The following is a 19,631-nucleotide window of genomic DNA, read 5'->3' as shown; positions in this document are numbered from 1 at the left end:
CAAGATCTGAGCTTGTCCCGTCCTCACCGAAATGTTAAAAACCTACCCTTGTGAGGGGGGGTTGGGGAGATCATATATATGATCATAATCTTAAATACGGTTGAGAAAGTCAATAAATAGTCCCCAGTCATCACCTTGATTAATACTTTGCCAAATCCTATCAAGGTCGGTTGCCAGTAAGAAAACTTCAGGATTTTTTTGCTGTAAACGTTGAGCAATTGTTTCCATTTCAGCTTGGGAACAATTCCATAGTAGTTGATTATATAGCCCACACCAACGCTTTAAAATAGCCACTTCTTCTGCCGATACTATTGATTTTAAATCTTGCAAAATATGATTAGCACTCTCCCGCCAAGATAGAGAGAATTTGAGTCGAAGTTCCTTAAAAAATTGATGATAACTAACTTTAGTCAGAAACAAAAACTGTAAAGTCAAATCGATTAATTGTTCAGTTTCTAGCCAAGATAAATTATCAAATCCTAACTTCAGAAGCATTTGCTGATAATAATACTGTGTATATAGTTCAGGAAAAGATTCTAACATCGCCTCCATTTCTGAGACACAGATAAAGGAGGCTAGAGGAGGTTGCAACATTTGAAGATTCCAACGGCAGATACTCGGCTGATTGCGATAACTGTAACGACCCTTATAATCAAAATCAGTGGCTATAAAGTAGGGATTATAGGTATCAATAAAAGCACAAGTACCATGATCAAAGCTTTCTCCAGTAATTAACATATTGTCAGTATTAAGTACTCCATGGCAAAAACCAGCCGCCATCCATTGGGCAACTAATTCAGCAACACGTTGTACTAATTCAGCATAAAAACGAATATAGCAGTTTTTTTGTTGCCATAAATGAGGATAATAAAATTGTATGACGTGATTTAAGAGTTTTTCAATCAAATCATAGCGGTCATAGTATGCTAGACGTTCAAAAGTGCCAAATCTTAGATGAGAACGGTTCAAGCGTACCATAATTGACCCGCGAACAGTCTTGCCATCTCTAATAAAAGTTTCTGTTTCAATTAAACTTAAACAACGAGATGTCCTTACTCCTAAAGAATGTAAAGCTTCCCCAGCCAAAACTTCTTTAATACCACCTTGGAGACTTAAGCGACCATCTTTAGAGTAAGAGTGAGGAGTTTGTCCAGATCCTTTTGTGCCAAAATCGTACAACCCATTAGTTAAGTAGACCTGACCAAAAAGGAATCCTCGTCCATCCCCTAAGTAGGGATTGTATTGACCAAACTGATGACCATGATAGCGTAATGCTAAACAAGGAATTGGTCCTTGAAAATGACCACAAAAATCAACAAAATGTTCGTCAGTAACCTGATTTGAATCTAGACCGAGAAGAGGTAATAGTTTATCATTACGAAAACGCAGAGTAAGTTGAGAGAATTTAGCAGGTTGAACTCGATCAAAATAATCATCACCCAAAGATTCTAAAGCGGGTTGGTAGTTAAGAGTAAAAAAAGGATTAGATGTGAATTTTTCTGCTGAGAAAGCCATTTACCACACTATCTATAAGTTTAAAAAGGTAATTTAACTGCTAAAAAGTTTATCTTCTAGTTTCGAGATAAAAAGGTTGGAAAATTTTGCATTAGTGCCTTTTTCCTTGGGTGTAGCCTATACCGTCTACTTTGTTTGTTGGGTTGCGCTTGGCTTAACCCATATCTTCCACCAGAACTTATGTACTAATTTTTTAGGAAAAATGTTCTTTATGGTTAATTCTCTATAATCTTTGTCTCCTAGAGGTTTAACATCAATTCTTTTACTTCAAAACTTCAAAACTCATTACTCATTACTCAACCCCCACCAGTAAATGAGTGATAAAGATGCTTTGGTGTGAGTTAACCCAACCTACTAGTTACCATCTTTTCAGAAAAAAATAAATTAACATATAAATATATAACTGTTTATCTAGGGTTAGATCCCATGAAAATTTTATCAAACACTTTAATTATAAGTTTAACAATATTCACTAACATCTTATTAAATACTAATATTGCCCAGGGAGAACAAGTAGATAAGTATCAAGAAATCAAAGTAAGCGAAAATAGGGAAATAAACTTAGTTCTGACTCCAGAAGCCGAAACTAATCTAGATTTTCTCCAAGGAAATGAATACGAAATTGCTACCGATTTTCCTAAAACTAGCTTAGAAACGCTACCAACTCCAGAAGAGATAGCAAAATATGAAAAACTAGTCGAAGCAGACCGCCTCTACTTAGCTGGTGATATAGATACGGCGGCTAATATGTATCGAGAAATAAAAGTACCCTTCGATTTAGAAACAGAAATAGACCGAGAAAAAATTCCAGAACCTGTTTATGATGTATCCTCTCTTGAACCTGCCGCTAAAGTATACTGGGAAATGTACCAAGAAGGAATGGCAGATGGATTAGAAAGTAAAATTCTTGTTCCCCTTCAGTTACTCGTAGAAAACTATCCAGAATATATTCCTGGACATATTCACTACGCAAAGGCTTTAGAAAATTACGACTTTCCAGAAACTAAACTTGAAGTAATACATTTAGCATACGCTCTTTATCCCCAAGAAGCGGAGATAGTAGCCGCTAAAATCGCCGCAGATAGTGAAGCAGAAAACTGGCTAGAAGCATCTCTCACAGCTCGACGTTTTGTATTATTTAACTCCGAACACCCTCAAACCGAAGAATTTAAAAAACTTGCAGAAGAACATTTTCAAGCCTATCGACGTCAATTGAAATCTCGACTAGCAGCGGGATCTGTAGGTAATATAATTACAGGAGCCCTAGGTTATGCCTTGATTGGCAATATGGGAGCCCCAATTTCAGCTCTAGAAACTACTATGGTTTTACTACAAGGAGAATCGGCAGTGGGCGATCGCCTAGCGTCACAATTGCGCCAACAGTTACCATTAGTAGAAGACCCAGAAATTCAGGCATACATTGATAGGATTGGTGCCAATTTAGCCGCCGTCGCCGGGAGAGATGACTTAGACTATCAATTCTATATCATTGAAGATGATAATCTCAACGCCTTTGCTTTACCTGGAGGCAAAATCTTCATCAATACTGGTGCCATTTTGAAAACCGATTCCGAAGCAGAATTAGCAGGTTTAATCGCTCATGAAATCTCCCATGCCGCCTTATCCCATGGCTTTCAACTAGTCACTCAAGGTAATTTAACCGCTAATGTAGTTCAATTTATTCCTTATGGAGGGACAGCAGGCAACCTCCTAGTATTTAACTATAGTCGAGACATGGAGAGACAAGCGGATATTTACGGCACCAGAATTTTAGCTGCTAGTGGTTATGCCGCCGATGGCTTATATGAATTAATGCAGACTCTAGAAACAGAAAATGATCAACCTGCTCCTCCTGCCTGGCTATCTACTCACCCTAACACTAGTAGAAGAGTGGAATATTTAAAAAATTCAATTATTAACAACGGTTTTAACCGCTATGCTTACCATGGAGTTGCTCAACATCGAGAAATACAAGAGAGAATTCGCGAAATTACCACTGCCGATTCTCCAGAAAAAAGAGAAGATGAATATATCATAACCATCGAAGACGAAAAATAAATAATATGGGTCTAATTATTCTCTATTGGGTTTTAATATTAGTAATGTTATTTGGGGTTGTTGGTGCCTTAGTGCCTGCATTACCTGGAATAGCTTTAATTTTAGGCGCTATTTTAGTTTGGGGAATTGTAACTCAATTCCAAGGAATGGCCGTATCTCTGGTAGTTACCCTGGTTATTTTACTGCTAAGTGTAATTGTAGATTTTGCCGCTAGTTATTGGGGGGTGAAGAAATTCGGCGCTAGTTCCTGGAGTCAATTTGGCTGTATCCTAGGGTTAGTGTTGGGTATGTTAGGTTTATTGCCAGCATTACCCGTTGGTGGACCAATTATTGGTCTTATTTGTGGTGCCATGGTTGGTGCCTTTGTGGGTGAATTTGCCTATCGTCGTAATTTAGATTTACTGCCTCGGTTGAAAACTTCTGCTAAAGTTTGTCTAGGGATTTTAGTTGGGACTTTAGTGGGAAATATTATTCAAGCGCTTTTGGCTTTGATGGCGGTAATTGTTTTTATTTGGACAACTTGGTCAACTTTACCGGATTTAAATACAGTTTCTGTGGATTTTCATTTGCCCAAACTTGAGCAGATTGAACAATTCGTTAAAGATGAGTTTCAGTTGATTACTAAAGTAAATGAAAATTTTAACTTCAAAAAAGTTATGGTTTTAGGGGATGGGGAACACTAGAGATCTGATAATTTTTCAGTATTTATACTTAAAACAAGAGGGCAAATCAGAAATTTTTATAAAAAAGTTTATTTTTGCTACATATTTTTTCTAAAGATTTGTAAACTATTGTTAAAGAAGAACAAACTAAAGTGCAACATCAAAATATGAGTTCAAACACAAGTCAAACACTACTGCTCACAGAGCGCATTTTATTAGTTGGTCATATATTAGCAATGATATTTGGATTAGCAGGATTGCTGATAGTGGTGCCAAATCCCCAATTGATCGCTAACTTACCAGAAATTGGCATGACAGTTTTTACTTGGTCTATGGCCGGAGGTGGAGTCGTATACATGATATTAGGGATAGCAGCAGTAGCTGTATATGCTTATAGAAATGTAGGGTTATGGCACTGGTTAACATTCATGTTACCAGCACTAGCTATTTCATTAAGTAGCGAACTATTAGGCACTAGCACAGGATTTCCCTTTGGAGAGTATCGCTATCTAAGTGGATTGGGCTATAAAATTGCCGGATTAGTTCCTTTTACAATTCCCTTATCTTGGTTTTATCTAGGTTTCAGCGCTTATGTAATTGCACGTGCGGGCTTAGCTAACCAATCATTACCTAATTGGGTAAAAAACCTAACGGCGATCGCCATTGGTTCAGTATTACTAACATCCTGGGATTTCGTACTAGACCCAGCGATGAGCCAAACTACAATGCCCTTCTGGCTTTGGGAAAAACCAGGAGCATTCTTTGGTATGCCCTATCAAAACTTTGCTGGATGGTTTGGCACAGGTGCAGTCTTTATGGGAGTAGCCACTCTATTCTGGCAACTTAAGCCGATAAACCACAAAATCAATTTAGAAATCCCTCTAATTGTTTACTTAACTAACTTCGCTTTTGCTATGATTATGAGCGTCGCAGAAGGAATTTATCCCCCTGTAGGACTAGGAATTATCCTGGGCGTAATTCCTATTTGTTTTCTCTATCGACAAGGAAAACAAAATCAACAGGTCTCTTCTGGACTAAACTATGGGATTATAAAAGATAACAAAGTAAGCGTACCCATAGCGTCCGTCAAATAAATAAGTAAATAAAACTGCTTCATGGAATTTTTAACTCAAACCCCGGTAGGTATAATCTCTCTGATTTTATTACTTTCTCAAGGTAGTGCCACTCTAATTTTGCTATCGCGCCTTTTGCCTGCGGCTTGGCGTCAGCCGCCTTTAGAGCCAAAATCCCCTATTCCTGAGCAATTAGGTAAAGTGAGTGTAATTATACCTACCCTCAATGAAGCAGCTAGAATCGAACCATGTTTAGTGGGCTTGAGTCAACAAAGTTACGAAGTAAGAGAAATTATTGTTGTTGATAGCTACTCCCAAGACGGCACACCAGATAAGGTAAAAGCTTATCAAAGTCTCGATCCTCGTTTTCGTATCATCAACGATGATCCTTTACCATTAGGCTGGGTTGGCCGACCTTGGGCACTACATAATGGATTTTTAAATAGTTCACCAGAAAGCCAGTGGATTTTAGGTATTGATGCTGATACCCAACCACAGCCAGGATTAATAGCTAGTCTGATTGCCGAGGCTGAGACTGAGGGTTATGATTTAATATCTCTATCTCCTCAGTTTATACTTAAGTACCCCGGAGAATGGTGGCTACAACCTGCATTGTTAGTTAGTTTAATATATCGTACTTTCAGTCCTGGTAGTAGTATCTTATTACCCGAAAGAATTATGGCTAATGGTCAATGTTTTTTCTGTCGTCGCAGTGTACTTAGTGCTGTAGATGGCTACCAAAGCGCTGCTAGTTCTTTCTGTGATGATGTGACTCTCGCTCGCTACATAGCTAGTTGTGGTTACAAAGTTGCCTTCTTGGACGGAGCAAAATTAATTAAAGTAAGAATGTATGAAGGTTTAAAAGAGACTTGGCAGGAGTGGGGAAGATCCCTAGATCTCAAAGACGCTACCTCAATTTCTGCTCTCTGGTTTGATATTTGGTTACTCTTCAATGTTCAAGCTTTACCAATGCCAGCTCTTTTGATTTTACTGTTTTTCCGCAGTCAAGGTTTGCTTTTTCCCACTCTGGTTGGGGCGATATCCCTAAATCTTTTTTTATTATTTTTACGCCTAATTTTAACTATAGCTACTCGCTCATCCTATAGTAATTTCCCTAAATCTGCCCCGGCTTCTTGGTTATTCTGGTTATCCCCCCTAGCTGATTCTTTTGCCTGGCTACGTATCCTTATTTCCGCCCAGCAAAAGCCTAAACAGTGGCGCGGCAGAACTTATGGTTAAAATCTTACCTGCTAAGATATGATTAACTGAGCTTGTTTATTAAAAAATTGTTTTTCCATACTTTTTAATAGTAAAGTAACTGTAATTAAATTACTCAAGACAATCATAAATAAAATTAATAGTTGATAAGAAGCAGCATTGAGAGGATTACTCCCAGCTAAGACTTGCCCGGTAAACATACCGGGTAAACTTACTATGCCTACAATCATCATTTGATTGAGAATAGGAATTAAACTAGCGTTAATAGCTTCACGACGATAGGAGGAGATCGCTATTTCAGGAGTCGCACCTAGACATAAATGAGTTTCTATCGCTAAATAATTACGACTAACTAAACTCACAAGTCTTTCTCCTGCTAGGGAAGCGCTATTCATCCCATTGCCCAAAATCATCCCCGCTAAAGGAATTAAATATTGTGGATCATACCAAGGCGCAGGTTGAATAATCAAAATTATTGTATAAGAAATTGTTAAACCACTTCCGGCAAGTAAAGATATCCAAACCATGGGGAGAAAGTTCTTTATCTTCTTACTGATCCGGTTACGAGCAACAATTGCAGCAATCGTTAACATAAATGCAAGTAACAATACCACAATAGACCAATTTTCTAAAACAAAAATTAAAGTCACAAAATAGCCAACAACCATCAGTTGTAAGAGCGATCTCCCTGTGGCGATAATTAGTTTAAACTCTAAACCTAATTTTTGCCATCTTACTAAAATCAAAGATAAGCCAATGATCCCCAGGGCCCACCCTAAATCTAGAAACTCTAACTCAATTAAATCATTCATCAATCTAAGTAGTTAGGACCACTATAAACTATAGTAGTTTGTCCTAACTTTACTAGTAAAATAATTATTTTTTCTGATAACGTTTACGATTCTTAGCGATGAATGCTACTAAGCCGATGGAACCAATTATTGTAGATGGTTCAGGAACAACAGTATATTCAATGTCTCCAAAACCTGATTCTGTACCAGTATCGTAGCTAAAAACAGCTTCGCCTATGTCAATTTGCCCTGAAGTAAAATTTGGTGCAGGAGGTAATGCTATAGAATAATCAATTCCCAAAAATTCGTTATTATTACTATCGTCGAAGGCAGCTACAGCTAGAGGATCATCAGTCAAATCATAATCTGTTCCTTCAAAGCTAAAGTCAAAGAAAGTTAGGGGCGCAGTAGCAGGGTTGCTGCCGCTTATAGTAGCATCGTCAAAACGAACGCGACCACTATATGTGTTACCAGTCAGAGGACCGCTAGTAATATCAATATCAAACCTATAAGCAATTATTGCAGCTTCTGCCTTTTTAGGAATTCCTAAGGTCATTCCTAAAACCAGACCAGAAGCTAGTAGAGCAAGTTTTTTTAAAGATAATGTCATCATTTAACCTCAATTTATGGAAAGATAGAACGAGAGATGAGTAAGGAGTAAACATTACCCATACTATAAAATAAAATCTGAGTAAACAGCAAACAGTATTTATAATACTATAAAATAAAATTTAATCAAGGCGCAAATGATACCTATATTCATAAATACCAGCAAATTTAATTTTAGTTTTTTAAAGAAACTTTAAAATTCCAAACATACTTAAGTATGGTTTTTCCCCAGAGATTTTTCTGCTAAGTTTTATTCACTTTATTGGCTAATTTTGTCTAAAAACTAGTTGAGATATTCCCCAGAAAATTAAATTACCATCTACCTTTAGCCAAGCACTAATCTCAGGTTGTGATTGTACCAAATATTCCTTAAGCAAGTGGCGATCTCCTCCAGTAATAATTACTGGTGTCTCAGGAAATTCTAACCACCATTGGGCTAAAAATTGACTTATTCCGGCGGTAATAGTGTAAATAATGCCACTTTTGATAGCTTCTGAAGTATTTTTACCCCAGCGTTTAGGTAATTCTCTGGTTAAAGTGATTTGAGGCAAGTTAGCTGTGTTCATTGCTAAAGATTTTAACTGTAAGCCGATACCAGGTAAAATTGCCCCACCAATTAATTCTGGGTTTTGATTCACCCCCGTTAAAGTCAATGCTGTACCACAATCAATTACCATGCAAGGACAAGAATAAGTGGCGATCGCCCCTATTACTGCCAAGGCGCGATCTATTCCCAAAGTTGGATATTTCCCCCCTAAAGATATATCTTCTAGCTGAATAATATGTTGATGGGGATAATTTAGAGATTTAATCTTTTCTGGCACTACTGAAGCTATATATATAGGTAAATTCTGCCAATCATCCTCAAGATTTAAAGTTTGATTATGCCAAGTGTGATGTAAATCTCTACCTTGAAAATAAGCCCAATGGTGGCGAGAGTTGCCAATCATCAACGCCAACCAGTCATTTTCACCTATTGTTATTTGTTTGGTATTCACAATCTACTGGTGAGATAAGGGCTAAAAAATGGATTTGGTATCATATCATTGGCTTTTCGCCTTTCGTTTAAATCTGAACAATACAATTAACTATCTATCTCTAAAACTTCTAAAACAGCCTTCGGGGTAAGTTTATCTTTAAACCAGATTATTTTAGCTGACACATTATCCACATTAACCCCAGCTTTAGTTAAGTTTAAACGTTCTGATATAGCTAAAATCAAATTATTTTTTTCAGCCTTAGCTACCTGATAAAACTTTTTTTGTAAATACTCTGGTCGCCAATAACCCACAATTTCTAGTAAAAACTCTCTCCCATCAGGATGTACTAGACGAAAATCGGGAATCATCACACTACCTGGTATAGGAATCAAATCAACTTCTCTTTCTAAACGCCATGGGGTTTTAGTTTTAAACCAGCGCTGAGCAAAAGAGGATTCGAGCATACTATCATAAGTCTTACTAGGAGGATAATGACTGACTAACCCACAACGGTCATCTAAGGTAAAACGCCCGGTTTTAGGTTGATTGTTGTAGTAGTCGCGAGTTTGGAGAGTGGCAATTAAACTCCAGCGACTAACATGGAGTAATGCCGGAACTAATTTAGCTAGGGATAAACCGTAACGAGTACTAGGTTTAAAGAGACTAGTAGGTCCATCTATGGTAATAGTAAAACCGGTATCGGCATCTCCTTCGATATAAGACATGAGTTGAAATAGTTTGAGATAGCGAAATAGAAGTTTATATTCTCCAGGATCATTACGATGGGCATTAATAATAATTTCTACAGCGCGGTAAAAAATGCCCTGGACTTGAGAAAGATTGTAACGATGAATGAGAGTCGTAGAGTCTGGAGTTTCAAACTGAGCTAAAATACGGTTTTCTTGAATATCTGCATAAAGCCCTTTACTGATTTCATCTGGTAACACATCGCGTTTTAGTTCCTTAGTTAAATCAGTGGCGATCTCCTCTAAACAAGTACTGCGATTACCAGGAATAGTCCTACAACGCGCTGCATAACTAAACACTCTTTTGCGCAGCATTTGCGGTTCTAGAGGGCTAACAATCTCAAAAGTAGCAAAATGATTAAATAATAAATGAACTAGTCCGCGTCTGACTCGATAATCTGGGTTATCTCCTTCTAACTCCTGTAGCTTTGCCTTAAGTTCTCCGTAGGTACTGCCTACAGACTCTTCAAAGCAGTTAATATGTTCTGCCGCTAAATTTAGATTACTATGATTCAAGGAGAGAGATTTGGGAATAATCGTTTCTCCATTATGACGATAAATTAATAAATCACTGGGAAGCAAGGTAAGATAAACCTGAGTTTACTATGATTGTTGCTATTATAGAGAAAGAGTAACCTAAATGTGGAAAAAAATCTAACACTTGCATAGAGGTGAATACCTGTAGTGTTAGCTCCACTAGGAACAACGAAGCTATTCAACCAATGACTAGGTTGGGTTAAGTTTAGTTGAAAGGTTCGGTAAAGTGTAAAAGAAAAAATTAATAACAAGAAAGATTAATTATTTTTAAAGGCAGCATCAATGAACAAAAAAACTTGGTTAAAATTCAGCTCAAATAAAAAACAAACTAATAGCAAAAGCAAAAAATTGAGATGGTTAGCAGTTTGGGGCGGTGTAATTATGCAATCAATACTACTACTTCCAGCTAAAGCATCTGATGAAAGTCTTAGTTATGGCCAGTTAATCCAGAAGATCAGAAATAACCAAGTTAGTGAAGTTATTTTAAACCCTACTAATAATACTGCTGAAGTAACTCTTAATGATTCACAAGAGTCTCAAACAGTTAGTGTATTTGAAAAAAATAACAGTGAATTAATTAATTTGATTAACCAAAATCAAGTAGACTTCGAGGTAAAGCCTTCAGCGGATAATCTACAAATAGTCAATATTTTAGGGCAGATACTGCTGTTAAGCTTGTTAATTGGTGGTTTAGCCTTGATTATTCGTCGCTCCGCTCAAGCATCAGGACAGGCGATGAGTTTTGGAAAATCTCGGGCACGTTTCCACATGGAAGCAAAAACAGGAGTAAAGTTTGAAGATGTAGCGGGAATCGAAGAAGCAAAAGAAGAATTACAGGAAATTATTACTTTTCTTAAAAAACCAGAAAAATTTACGGCAGTAGGCGCAAAAATCCCCCGAGGTATGCTACTAGTGGGACCACCAGGGACAGGAAAAACCCTGATGGCTAAAGCGATCGCCGGAGAAGCGGGAGTTCCTTTTTTTAGTATTTCTGGCTCAGAGTTTGTAGAGATGTTTGTAGGAGTAGGAGCTTCAAGGGTACGAGATTTATTCAAAAAAGCCAAAGAAAATGCACCATGTTTAATATTTATAGACGAAATTGACGCAGTTGGCCGCCGTAGAGGTGTAGGGATAGGCGGTGGTAACGACGAAAGAGAACAAACCTTGAATCAATTACTGACAGAAATGGACGGATTTGAGGGAAATAGTGGAATAATTATTATAGCCGCCACCAACCGCCCAGATGTATTAGACCAAGCTTTGCTACGTCCAGGACGTTTTGACCGCAGAGTATTAGTAGATTATCCAGATTATCGAGGACGTGTCGATATTCTAGAAGTACATTCTCGGAACAAGAAATTAGCAGAAGAAGTGTCAATAGAGGCGATCGCACGTCGCACCCCAGGTTTTACGGGAGCTGATTTAGCCAATCTTCTTAATGAAGCTGCTATTTATACTGCCCGCCGCCGTAAATCGGAAATTACTATGATAGAAATTAATGATGCTATAGACCGTGTGGTAGCGGGTATGGAGGGAACATCTTTAGTAAATACTAAAACTAAGCGTTTAATTGCCTATCATGAATTAGGTCATGCAATCGTCGCTACCCTCACTCCCGGACATTATCCTGTAGAAAAAGTAACACTGATTCCCCGGGGGCGCAACAAGGGTTTAACTTGGTTTACTCCTGATGAAGAATTAGGCTTAGAATCTCGGGCCCAAATTTTAGCAAGAATTACCTCTATTTTAGGAGGCAGAGCCGCTGAAGATGTAGTTTTTGGCGATGCAGAAGTTACTTCCTATGCCGCCGACGACTACGCTGATGATATCAAAGATGTAACTTCGATTGTGCGTAAAATGGTTACTAAATTTGGTATGTCTGATTTAGGTCCCATTGTGCTACAAGACAATCCCAACTCTAGACAACCAGGAGAATCAGACGCTTCGGAGTGTTCAGAATATATCATTGCTAGTATTGATATTCAAATCCGTACTATCATCAAACGCTGTTATCAAGAAGCAAAAAGAATTATTCAGGAAAATCGCAGTTTGATTGACTACTTAGTAGACGTATTGATTGAAGAAGAAACTATCGAGGGTGAAACTTTTCGTCGATTAGTTGAAAAGTATAAGCAAAAACAACCTAAAACCTTAACTTTATCTAGTTAGTTTTAGCAATAATATAGCATTTTTCGGACTCATGAGGTTGTACCTAACTCTCGGAGCCTCTCTTGCCTCCTGCCTTAAAAGGATAACCTTTCTCACCAGTATGAGAATTGCTATATCCTTTTCTCAGGAGGGATTTCTAGAAAAAAAGCTAATGCTAAACTAAAAAAGGATAAAATTTGATATTTTCCTTTGGAGGACAAGATTTTGTTAGACGAACAGGCGAAAAAAACCATGCTACGTAAGATTCCCCATGGTTTATACGTTTGCGGTGTAAAAGAGGGAGATGAACTCAATGGGTTTACAGTATCTTGGCTGATGCAAGCCTCTTTTGTTCCCCCTCTAGTAGTTAATTGTGTAAAAAATGATTCTAGTTCTCATACTATGATTAAAAATACTAAAGTATTTGCCATCAGTTTTTTAGATAGTGAACAAAAGAATCTCGCCGCTGGGTTTTTCAAACCGAAACGGCGTGTAGGTAACAAGTTTGAAGATGTGGAATTTTATGAGGGAGAGGCTACTGGTTGTCCAATTATCTCCGAATCTATGGGTTATATCGAATGTAAGGTAGTGGATGCCGTAGAAAAAGGCGATCACACTATCTTTGTGGGAGAAGTTATTGCTTCTGGTGTACATCGTGATGCTCCACAATTACTCTTAGAAAGTACTGGCTGGCAATACGGCGGTTAGTAGCTAAGAAAAGTTGACAAAAAGTATAACTTGTGCATTAGTACTTTTTAAGATTTTCTCTCTTGAAAATCTGTCATAAAAAAAACCTGACACCTAACACCTATCCTCACTTTAACGCTTGATGTCACCCCGTCAGCTAAAAACCTCTCCCTAGTCCCTTACTCCCATATACCCTTGCTAGACAAGGGTTTAAGGAGTTTCTTAGCCGGGATCAAGTTAGTAGGGAGCACGACCATACAGCCATGTATAGTACTTGAGGCGATCGCCAAGGTCTGGAGTTAAATCCTCAGCACGAAAACGCCACGCCCAATTATCTTTGACGGTACTAGGTGTATTCATTCTCGCCCAACTGCTAAGACCAAAAATATCCTGTAAAGGGAAAATCGCTGTGTTAGCTACAGAACTTAGTGCCAGTCTGATTAAACTCCAATGAATACCCTCAGGCACAATACAACCTAAGTAATCACTAACTCGTGCTTTTTCTTCGGGCGATCGCTCCTCAAACCACCCTACTGTAGTGTTATTATCGTGAGTTCCCGTATAGACTATAGAGTTACGGTTATGGTAATTATAGGGTAAAAATGGATTAGCCCGGTCAGAATCAAAGGCAAAGTGCAAAACTTTCATACCTGGGAAGTTAAATTTATCCCTTAATGCCTCCACTTCTGGGGTGATTACCCCTAAATCTTCTGCTACTACCGGAAGTTCCCCTAACTCTTTTCCTAATACTTCAAAGAAATCTTCTCCTGGAGTTTTCAACCATTTACCCTTAATTGCGGTTTTTTCTCCAGGTTTTACCCCCCAAAAAGCTTCAAAAGCCCGGAAATGGTCGATACGAATTACATCTACGTACTCTAACATTCCTTTAATGCGCTGTACCCACCATTTATAGTTATTCTTCTTAAGACGTTTCCACAAATATACAGGATTACCCCATAGTTGACCTGAGGCACTAAAATAGTCTGGAGGTACACCTGCCATGGTAGATGGTTCAAAAGTTTTTTGGTCTAAACAGAAAATCTCAGGATGTGACCAGACTTCTGCACTGTCATGGGCTACATAAATAGGTAAATCCCCGAGGATAGTTATGCCACGACTGTTTGCATATTCTTTAACATATTTCCACTGGCGGAAAAAGATAAATTGTAAAAATTTATGGTGAAAGACTGTATCTGCTAGGCGTTTTTTGCATAAGTTAAGGGCCTCAGGTTCTCGACTAGCGATCTCTTTATCCCATTTATGCCAACTGGCGCCTCCTTGGTCTTCTTTTATGGCCATAAACAGACTATAATCTTCTAACCAGTAACTGTGAAGGGCGCAAAACTCTTCAAATGCCTGTTTATCTTCATCGGAACCGTGGTGTTGAAATTTTTCACTAGCTTTCCTCAAAAGAGGTGCTTTTGTTGTAAATACTAAATCATAATCTACACTTTCTTCCGGGAATTCTGGCAAATTTTGCAGATCTTGCCATTCTAATAGACCTTTTTCGTTTAGTTTTTCTAGGCTAATTAACCAATGGTTCCCAGCAAAAGCTGAATAACATAAGTATGGTGAATGTCCATAGCCAGTCGGTCCTAGGGGTAGAACTTGCCAAACTTGCTGAAAGTTATCCGCTAAGAAATTAATAAAGTTATATGCTTCTTCTCCTAAATCTCCAATACCAAAGGGACCTGGTAAGGAGGTTGGATGTAATATAATTCCGCTTGTTCTCTTCTGTAACATACTCTTCAATTTAACTAACCTATATTTTAACTCTCTCCTCACCAATTTAATTATCTACCGAAAGCTTAAATTTTGCTTTGATTAACACCTGAATACTCATTCAGATGTTATAGTAAAAATATAAATCTGAATGGTTGTTCAGATGTTGTTCAGTTTATTAAGTATAAAGGAAAAATTATGACTACTGGAACCGTTAATCAAATGAAATGCGCTTGTCCATCTTGTTTATGTATTGTTAATATCAGCGATGCTATTAACAATGAGGGTAAATACTATTGTTCTCAAGCTTGTGCTGAAGGACATCCTAATGGCGCCGGATGCTCTCATAATGGTTGTGAATGCGCCCCAGCCGTTTAAACCTGAAGGGGCTAAAAACTTTCTTTGAAGTGAAGGCATGTGTCAGGTGTCCGGTCATTCGTTTCCCGAATTTTAAATCCAGGAAACCAATGACCCCTAAATGTTAACTGTGGGTTGCACCTCTTTCTAGTTGTTCTAAAACTCGATCAATGGTGAAACTAGCTGCTTCTTGTCTTGGTGGATATTCTTTGAAAGTCTCCAGAAAATCTCCTACATATTTTTGAGCTGGAACAAGTAAAAATGCGTGATCTATGAACCAATCCCAATAGGTATTAGAGGTAATACTCGCCTTTTCATAGGGATCTGTGCGCAAATTATACAGCCAGGGTATACGAGTAGTCACAAAAGGCTCTGTCCAAATATCTAAAGTTCCTGGTGTTCGCTGCTGCGCAAAGTGTAATTTCCAATTATCATAACGTAATGCTAAGAGATCTCCATCATCAGAGAAATAGAAGATTTCTTGACGAGGACTCTTTTCTTCTTCCCCTGTTAAATAGGGTAGGATATTGTATCCATCTAGGTGAACTTTAAATTTCTTTCTGTCTGCTTTATAGCCGTTGAGTAGTTTATCTTTTATTTCTGTTTCTCCCGCTGCCGCTACTAAAGTTGGCATCCAATCTAAATGGGAGACAATTTCATTAGAAACTGAACCCGGCTCAACATAACCTGGCCAACGTACAAAGGCTGGTACACGAAATGCTCCTTCCCAACCAGTATCTTTCTCACTACGGAAGGGTGTCATCGCTGCATCCGGCCAACTATTCATGTGAGGACCATTATCAGTACTATAAATTACTATAGTGTTATCAGCAATACCCGCTTCATCAATAGCATCTAAAACTTGACCCACATTCTGGTCATGATCGATCATCGTATCGTGGTAATAAGACTGCCAACGTCCCGCTTGACCTAAACTTTCTGGCTTGGTATGGGTGCGGAAGTGCATGTGAGTGAAGTTAGTCCAGAGGAAAAATGGTTCGCCTGTGTTTGCTTGTTGTTTGATGTAGTTCGCTGAGCGCTCTGCGATATCATCATCAATGGTTTCCATCCTTTTACTGGTTAGAGGACCAGTATCTTCGATTCTGCCATCTGCATAACTATGGATTACTCCACGGGGTCCATACTTTTCTCTAAAATTAGGAAAATCTTGGGGATTAGGGTAATCAGGTAGTTCTGGTTCTTCTTCAGCATTTAAATGGTAAAGATTTCCATAAAATTCATCAAAACCATGATTAGTTGGTAAAAATTCATCTTTATCTCCTAAATGATTTTTACCAAATTGCGCTGTGGCATATCCTAGGGATTTTAAAATCTCCGCAATTGTAGGATCTTCTGCCCTCAAACCTATATCCGCACCAGGTAAACCTACTTTACTTAGTCCTGTACGAAATACAGTTTGACCTGTAATAAAGGCTGAACGCCCGGCTGTACAGCTTTGTTCTCCATAGTAATCTGTAAACATCATTCCTTCTGATGCTAGACGGTCTATGTTGGGAGTTTGAAAACCCATTAGCCCTCTAGTATAGGCGCTAATATCACTTTGTCCAATATCATCCCCCCAAATAACCACAATATTCGGTTTTTTGGGATTAACTTGAGCGTAGGCAATGTTTATTGGATTTAAAAAACTGCTAAAACTTAGAGCAGTTACAATCATCAAAACTATCACACTTTTAGTAATCTTTCTTACTAAAGATTTTGAGCATATATACTTAGAAGGTATCATCTGGCTTAATTTTCCAATTTGATTTTAGTTTTTAATTACTCGAAGTTTAAAAACTTTTTTGAGTCTACCAGATAAATGTCACTTTTTTTTCATCTCAAAGAATGTTTACTTTTATTTCAAACACAATAATTAATTTAAATAATATGCTTCAATGTTAGTTCTATAACTATCAAATCTCTATTGGTTAAGTTATATTATTTTATGTTAAAAATATTATACTATTCTAAATTTTTAATAAATCATAAAAATGGTAAACAATAATCAAAGAATTTATAGCGATCGCTCTATTGTTAACTATTATCTCCAATTAAACAATCTTCAATCTGCCGAAGTAACTATTCTTAATTACTTACAAGATAAGCTAAAGTCTATGAAAATGCTAGACTTAGGTATAGGAGGGGGTCGCACTACTCAATATTTTGCTCCTTTGGTGGCAGAATATGTTGGTCTAGATTATTCTCCAAAAATGATCGAAGCTTGTCAGGGAAGATTTGCTAACTTGACTGGGAATATAACCCTAGAAGTAGGAGATGTTAGAGATTTAAGTCGATATAGTGATAGTTACTTTGATTTTATTTTATTTAGCTTCAATGGTCTTGATTATATATCTCATTCAGACCGTATTCAAGCTTTACAGGAAATTCACAGAGTTGGTAAACCAAACGGGTTTTTCTGCTTTTCTACTCATAATCTTCAAGGCATAGAATCTCAATTTGATTGGCAGCAACAACTAAGTTTTAACCCTTTTGCTCTCTACGTAAATTTAGTTATGTATCTGATTCTAAGATTAGTAAATCTTTCTTGGAGTAGAAAAAAACTCTCTCAATCTAATTACGCCATTATTAGAGATGAGCCTCATAATTTTCGATTAGCTAATTACTATGTTAGACCCTTAACCCAGTTAGAACAGTTAGAGCCATATTTTTACAATACTAAAATCTTAACTTGGCATTCTGGACAAGAAATTACAACTCACTCAGAGTTGCTTGATAATAGAGATATGTGGCTTTACTACCTAACAATTAACAAAGGTTAATTTTATAGTAGATATAGATTTGGCTAAGATTGGCGATCGCCACCTAATCCCTGAACTAAGATTGGCGATCGCCTAATAGCTATTTAAATGCTTAAACCAAGTTTTAATCCTAGTAAAGCATGAATAAATAGTAATCCCATGGTTAAGCTACCTATATAGGCATGAGCAGTTCTTAGTCCAGGATTTTCTCCTTTAAAACCAAATAAAGATATACTGCCATTTATTCCTAATAGTATCAAAACTGTAGAACCTACCCAAAAGTGTGGACTTTGGAAGATTGGTTGGTTTTGCATAACTAATGATAGTATTCCTCCGGTGTAGCCTCCAGCGATAAATACAGATAACCATGGTGCTAGTTTGCGATGGGCACTACGATTTTTTAAAGCTACCTCTTTGTTATTCTCCATCATTAGTCTGCCTCGCCATCCCGAAATAGCCACAAAAGTTCCCATTACAAAAATCACAATGGCCATCATTACTGGATGTCCCCAATGTACAATCGGTTCGGGTGTGCCTAAACTACTAAACCAATTGGCGATGGGTTCTAGATATGTTCTAATTTGTTCACTAAAACTTAACATAGATTTTAACCTATCTTTACAAAAAGTAACTTTCAGATTAGATTTTCTAAATTATATAGCAATTACCTCCTCAATTAAGCCTGAAAAATTGGGTATGGGAGAATGGGCAACCTGAGGAGGTGTCATGTTTGTTGGTTTTTTCAACTTACCTTAACTAGAAGTTAATAGTTCTGGTTGGGGATTATCTTGTTGTTGAAGATATACTTGAGCAACTTGTCGAGCTAAATTACGAATTCTGCCTATGTAACGGGTTCTTTCTGCTACGGCAATTACTCCTCTAGCATCAAGTAAGTTAAAAGCATGAGAACATTTGAGTACATAGTCAAGTGCTGGCATGACTAAAGCTTTTTCAGCTAACTGTTGAGCTTCTTCTTCATAAAGGCTAAATAGATTAAATAGTAAATCGGGATTAGAGGCTTCAAAGTTATAGGTACACTGTTCAATCTCTCCCTGTAAGAAGATATCACCATATTTAACTTGGTCATTCCAAGCGATTTGATTAATTGAGTCTACATTTTGGAGATACATGGCTAAGCGTTCTAATCCATAGGTTATTTCTATAGATACTGGACGACAGTCAATACCACCACATTGTTGAAAATATGTAAATTGAGTAATTTCCATGCCATCTAGCCAGACTTCCCAGCCTACTCCCCAAGCACCGAGGGTGGGTGATTCCCAATTATCTTCTACGAAACGAATATCGTGATTTTCTGGATTAACTCCTAAAACTCTTAAAGAGTCTAGATAAATTTCTTGAATATTATCGGGAGATGGTTTAATCAGAACTTGATATTGGTAGTAGTGTTGAAAACGATTAGGATTTTCTCCATAGCGACCATCTGTGGGACGACGGCAAGGTTCAATATAAGCCACTGACCAGGGACTAGGACCAATTGCTCTTAAGAAAGTATGAGGACTCATGGTACCCGCTCCTTTTTCGGTATCGTAGGGTTGAGCAATTAAGCAACCGCGATCGCTCCAAAACTTATGTAACTCTAGGATGATATTTTGAAAATTTTTAGACATTTTTAGAAAAAATTTAATTCTTTAAACACTATACCAGATAAGGCTTTCAATTGTCTTGTTACCAAGTAAATAAAAAAAATTTTCCCAAAAGGGTTGACATTCTCTGGGAAAGGAGATACATTAGTAAATGCGCGG

17 protein-coding genes are annotated in these 19,631 nt (G+C 37.6%); 8 read left to right on the top strand and 9 right to left on the bottom strand.

Annotated elements, in window-relative coordinates; translation table 11 throughout:
* Positions 1-90: 90 nt before the first annotated feature.
* Positions 91-1,515: a protein adenylyltransferase SelO gene (locus MW688_RS09620; protein ID WP_486735755.1), complete on the bottom strand. Its 1,425-nt coding sequence runs from the start codon at positions 1,513-1,515 to the stop codon at positions 91-93.
* A 426-nt stretch (positions 1,516-1,941) separates the two neighbouring features.
* On the opposite strand from MW688_RS09620, the gene MW688_RS09615 reads away from it, so the two are divergent.
* From MW688_RS09615 to cruG, 4 genes are all read left to right on the top strand, one after another.
* Positions 1,942-3,573, top strand: coding sequence for a M48 family metallopeptidase (locus MW688_RS09615; protein ID WP_486735754.1), 1,632 nt, complete (start codon positions 1,942-1,944; stop codon positions 3,571-3,573).
* Between the two features lie 5 nt (positions 3,574-3,578).
* On the top strand, positions 3,579-4,256 hold the full coding sequence (locus MW688_RS09610; protein ID WP_486735753.1) for a DUF456 domain-containing protein: 678 nt from the start codon (positions 3,579-3,581) through the stop codon (positions 4,254-4,256).
* A gap of 146 nt (positions 4,257-4,402) precedes the next feature.
* Positions 4,403-5,329, top strand: a complete 927-nt coding sequence (gene cruF / locus MW688_RS09605; RefSeq protein WP_486735751.1) for a gamma-carotene 1'-hydroxylase CruF — start codon at positions 4,403-4,405, stop codon at positions 5,327-5,329.
* 21 nt (positions 5,330-5,350) lie between these two features.
* Positions 5,351-6,547, top strand: a complete 1,197-nt coding sequence (gene cruG / locus MW688_RS09600) for a 2'-O-glycosyltransferase CruG (RefSeq protein ID WP_486735750.1) — start codon at positions 5,351-5,353, stop codon at positions 6,545-6,547.
* A gap of 11 nt (positions 6,548-6,558) precedes the next feature.
* Here the strand turns inward: cruG and MW688_RS09595 are convergent, their stop codons facing one another.
* The 4 genes from MW688_RS09595 to MW688_RS09580 all read right to left on the bottom strand — a co-directional run bounded on the left by MW688_RS09595 (position 6,559) and on the right by MW688_RS09580 (position 10,234).
* Positions 6,559-7,338 carry an ABC transporter permease gene (locus MW688_RS09595; RefSeq protein ID WP_486735749.1) on the bottom strand — a complete coding sequence of 260 codons (780 nt, stop codon included), beginning with the start codon at positions 7,336-7,338 and terminating at the stop codon, positions 6,559-6,561.
* 64 nt (positions 7,339-7,402) lie between these two features.
* Positions 7,403-7,930 (bottom strand): PEP-CTERM sorting domain-containing protein, encoded by a 528-nt coding sequence (locus MW688_RS09590; protein WP_486735748.1) that lies wholly within the window; start codon positions 7,928-7,930, stop codon positions 7,403-7,405.
* A 262-nt stretch (positions 7,931-8,192) separates the two neighbouring features.
* Complete coding sequence (locus tag MW688_RS09585; protein ID WP_486735747.1) at positions 8,193-8,924, bottom strand: pantothenate kinase; 732 nt, start codon at positions 8,922-8,924, stop codon at positions 8,193-8,195.
* Positions 8,925-9,010: 86 nt separating this feature from the next.
* Positions 9,011-10,234: a DUF790 family protein gene (locus tag MW688_RS09580; RefSeq protein ID WP_486735746.1), complete on the bottom strand. Its 1,224-nt coding sequence runs from the start codon at positions 10,232-10,234 to the stop codon at positions 9,011-9,013.
* A 237-nt stretch (positions 10,235-10,471) separates the two neighbouring features.
* On the opposite strand from MW688_RS09580, the gene ftsH reads away from it, so the two are divergent.
* Positions 10,472-12,358 (top strand): ATP-dependent zinc metalloprotease FtsH, encoded by a 1,887-nt coding sequence (ftsH, locus tag MW688_RS09575; protein WP_486735745.1) that lies wholly within the window; start codon positions 10,472-10,474, stop codon positions 12,356-12,358.
* 204 nt (positions 12,359-12,562) lie between these two features.
* Positions 12,563-13,045: a flavin reductase family protein gene (locus tag MW688_RS09570; RefSeq protein WP_486735744.1), complete on the top strand. Its 483-nt coding sequence runs from the start codon at positions 12,563-12,565 to the stop codon at positions 13,043-13,045.
* A 216-nt stretch (positions 13,046-13,261) separates the two neighbouring features.
* Here MW688_RS09570 and malQ read toward each other — a convergent pair whose 3' ends face one another.
* Positions 13,262-14,767: a 4-alpha-glucanotransferase gene (gene malQ / locus MW688_RS09565; protein ID WP_486735743.1), complete on the bottom strand. Its 1,506-nt coding sequence runs from the start codon at positions 14,765-14,767 to the stop codon at positions 13,262-13,264.
* Between the two features lie 177 nt (positions 14,768-14,944).
* Here malQ and MW688_RS09560 point away from each other — a divergent pair, with 177 nt between their 5' ends.
* Positions 14,945-15,124 (top strand): metallothionein, encoded by a 180-nt coding sequence (locus tag MW688_RS09560; protein ID WP_486735742.1) that lies wholly within the window; start codon positions 14,945-14,947, stop codon positions 15,122-15,124.
* A 103-nt stretch (positions 15,125-15,227) separates the two neighbouring features.
* Here MW688_RS09560 and MW688_RS09555 read toward each other — a convergent pair whose 3' ends face one another.
* Complete coding sequence (locus MW688_RS09555; protein WP_486735741.1) at positions 15,228-16,781, bottom strand: arylsulfatase; 1,554 nt, start codon at positions 16,779-16,781, stop codon at positions 15,228-15,230.
* Positions 16,782-17,097: 316 nt separating this feature from the next.
* Between MW688_RS09555 and MW688_RS09550 the strand changes: the two genes are divergently transcribed.
* The gene (locus tag MW688_RS09550; protein WP_486735740.1) at positions 17,098-17,886 is read left to right on the top strand and encodes a class I SAM-dependent methyltransferase; all 789 of its coding nucleotides are present in this window, start codon (positions 17,098-17,100) and stop codon (positions 17,884-17,886) included.
* 83 nt (positions 17,887-17,969) lie between these two features.
* Here the strand turns inward: MW688_RS09550 and MW688_RS09545 are convergent, their stop codons facing one another.
* On the bottom strand, positions 17,970-18,467 hold the full coding sequence (locus MW688_RS09545; RefSeq protein ID WP_486735739.1) for a DUF4079 domain-containing protein: 498 nt from the start codon (positions 18,465-18,467) through the stop codon (positions 17,970-17,972).
* A gap of 150 nt (positions 18,468-18,617) precedes the next feature.
* Entirely contained in the window at positions 18,618-19,496 is an 879-nt protein-coding gene (gene glyQ / locus MW688_RS09540; RefSeq protein WP_486735738.1) for a glycine--tRNA ligase subunit alpha, read from the bottom strand.
* Positions 19,497-19,631: the final 135 nt, after the last annotated feature.

It is taken from the genome of Johannesbaptistia floridana, assembly GCF_057440575.1.
The sequence above is the reverse complement of the archived record's forward strand: the minus strand, read 5'-3'. Positions and strand labels throughout refer to the sequence as shown.

Coding starts and splice junctions, on each gene's coding strand:
- cruF (WP_486735751.1), top strand. CDS start 4,403: ATGAGTTCAAACACAAGTCAAACACTACTGCTCACAGAGCGCATTTTA.
- MW688_RS09555 (WP_486735741.1), bottom strand. CDS start 16,781: ATGATTGTAACTGCTCTAAGTTTTAGCAGTTTTTTAAATCCAATAAAC.
- MW688_RS09595 (WP_486735749.1), bottom strand. CDS start 7,338: ATGAATGATTTAATTGAGTTAGAGTTTCTAGATTTAGGGTGGGCCCTG.
- MW688_RS09610 (WP_486735753.1), top strand. CDS start 3,579: ATGGGTCTAATTATTCTCTATTGGGTTTTAATATTAGTAATGTTATTT.
- MW688_RS09550 (WP_486735740.1), top strand. CDS start 17,098: ATGGTAAACAATAATCAAAGAATTTATAGCGATCGCTCTATTGTTAAC.
- malQ (WP_486735743.1), bottom strand. CDS start 14,767: ATGTTACAGAAGAGAACAAGCGGAATTATATTACATCCAACCTCCTTA.
- MW688_RS09560 (WP_486735742.1), top strand. CDS start 14,945: ATGACTACTGGAACCGTTAATCAAATGAAATGCGCTTGTCCATCTTGT.
- MW688_RS09590 (WP_486735748.1), bottom strand. CDS start 7,930: ATGATGACATTATCTTTAAAAAAACTTGCTCTACTAGCTTCTGGTCTG.
- MW688_RS09545 (WP_486735739.1), bottom strand. CDS start 18,467: ATGTTAAGTTTTAGTGAACAAATTAGAACATATCTAGAACCCATCGCC.
- MW688_RS09620 (WP_486735755.1), bottom strand. CDS start 1,515: ATGGCTTTCTCAGCAGAAAAATTCACATCTAATCCTTTTTTTACTCTT.
- cruG (WP_486735750.1), top strand. CDS start 5,351: ATGGAATTTTTAACTCAAACCCCGGTAGGTATAATCTCTCTGATTTTA.
- MW688_RS09615 (WP_486735754.1), top strand. CDS start 1,942: ATGAAAATTTTATCAAACACTTTAATTATAAGTTTAACAATATTCACT.
- ftsH (WP_486735745.1), top strand. CDS start 10,472: ATGAACAAAAAAACTTGGTTAAAATTCAGCTCAAATAAAAAACAAACT.
- glyQ (WP_486735738.1), bottom strand. CDS start 19,496: ATGTCTAAAAATTTTCAAAATATCATCCTAGAGTTACATAAGTTTTGG.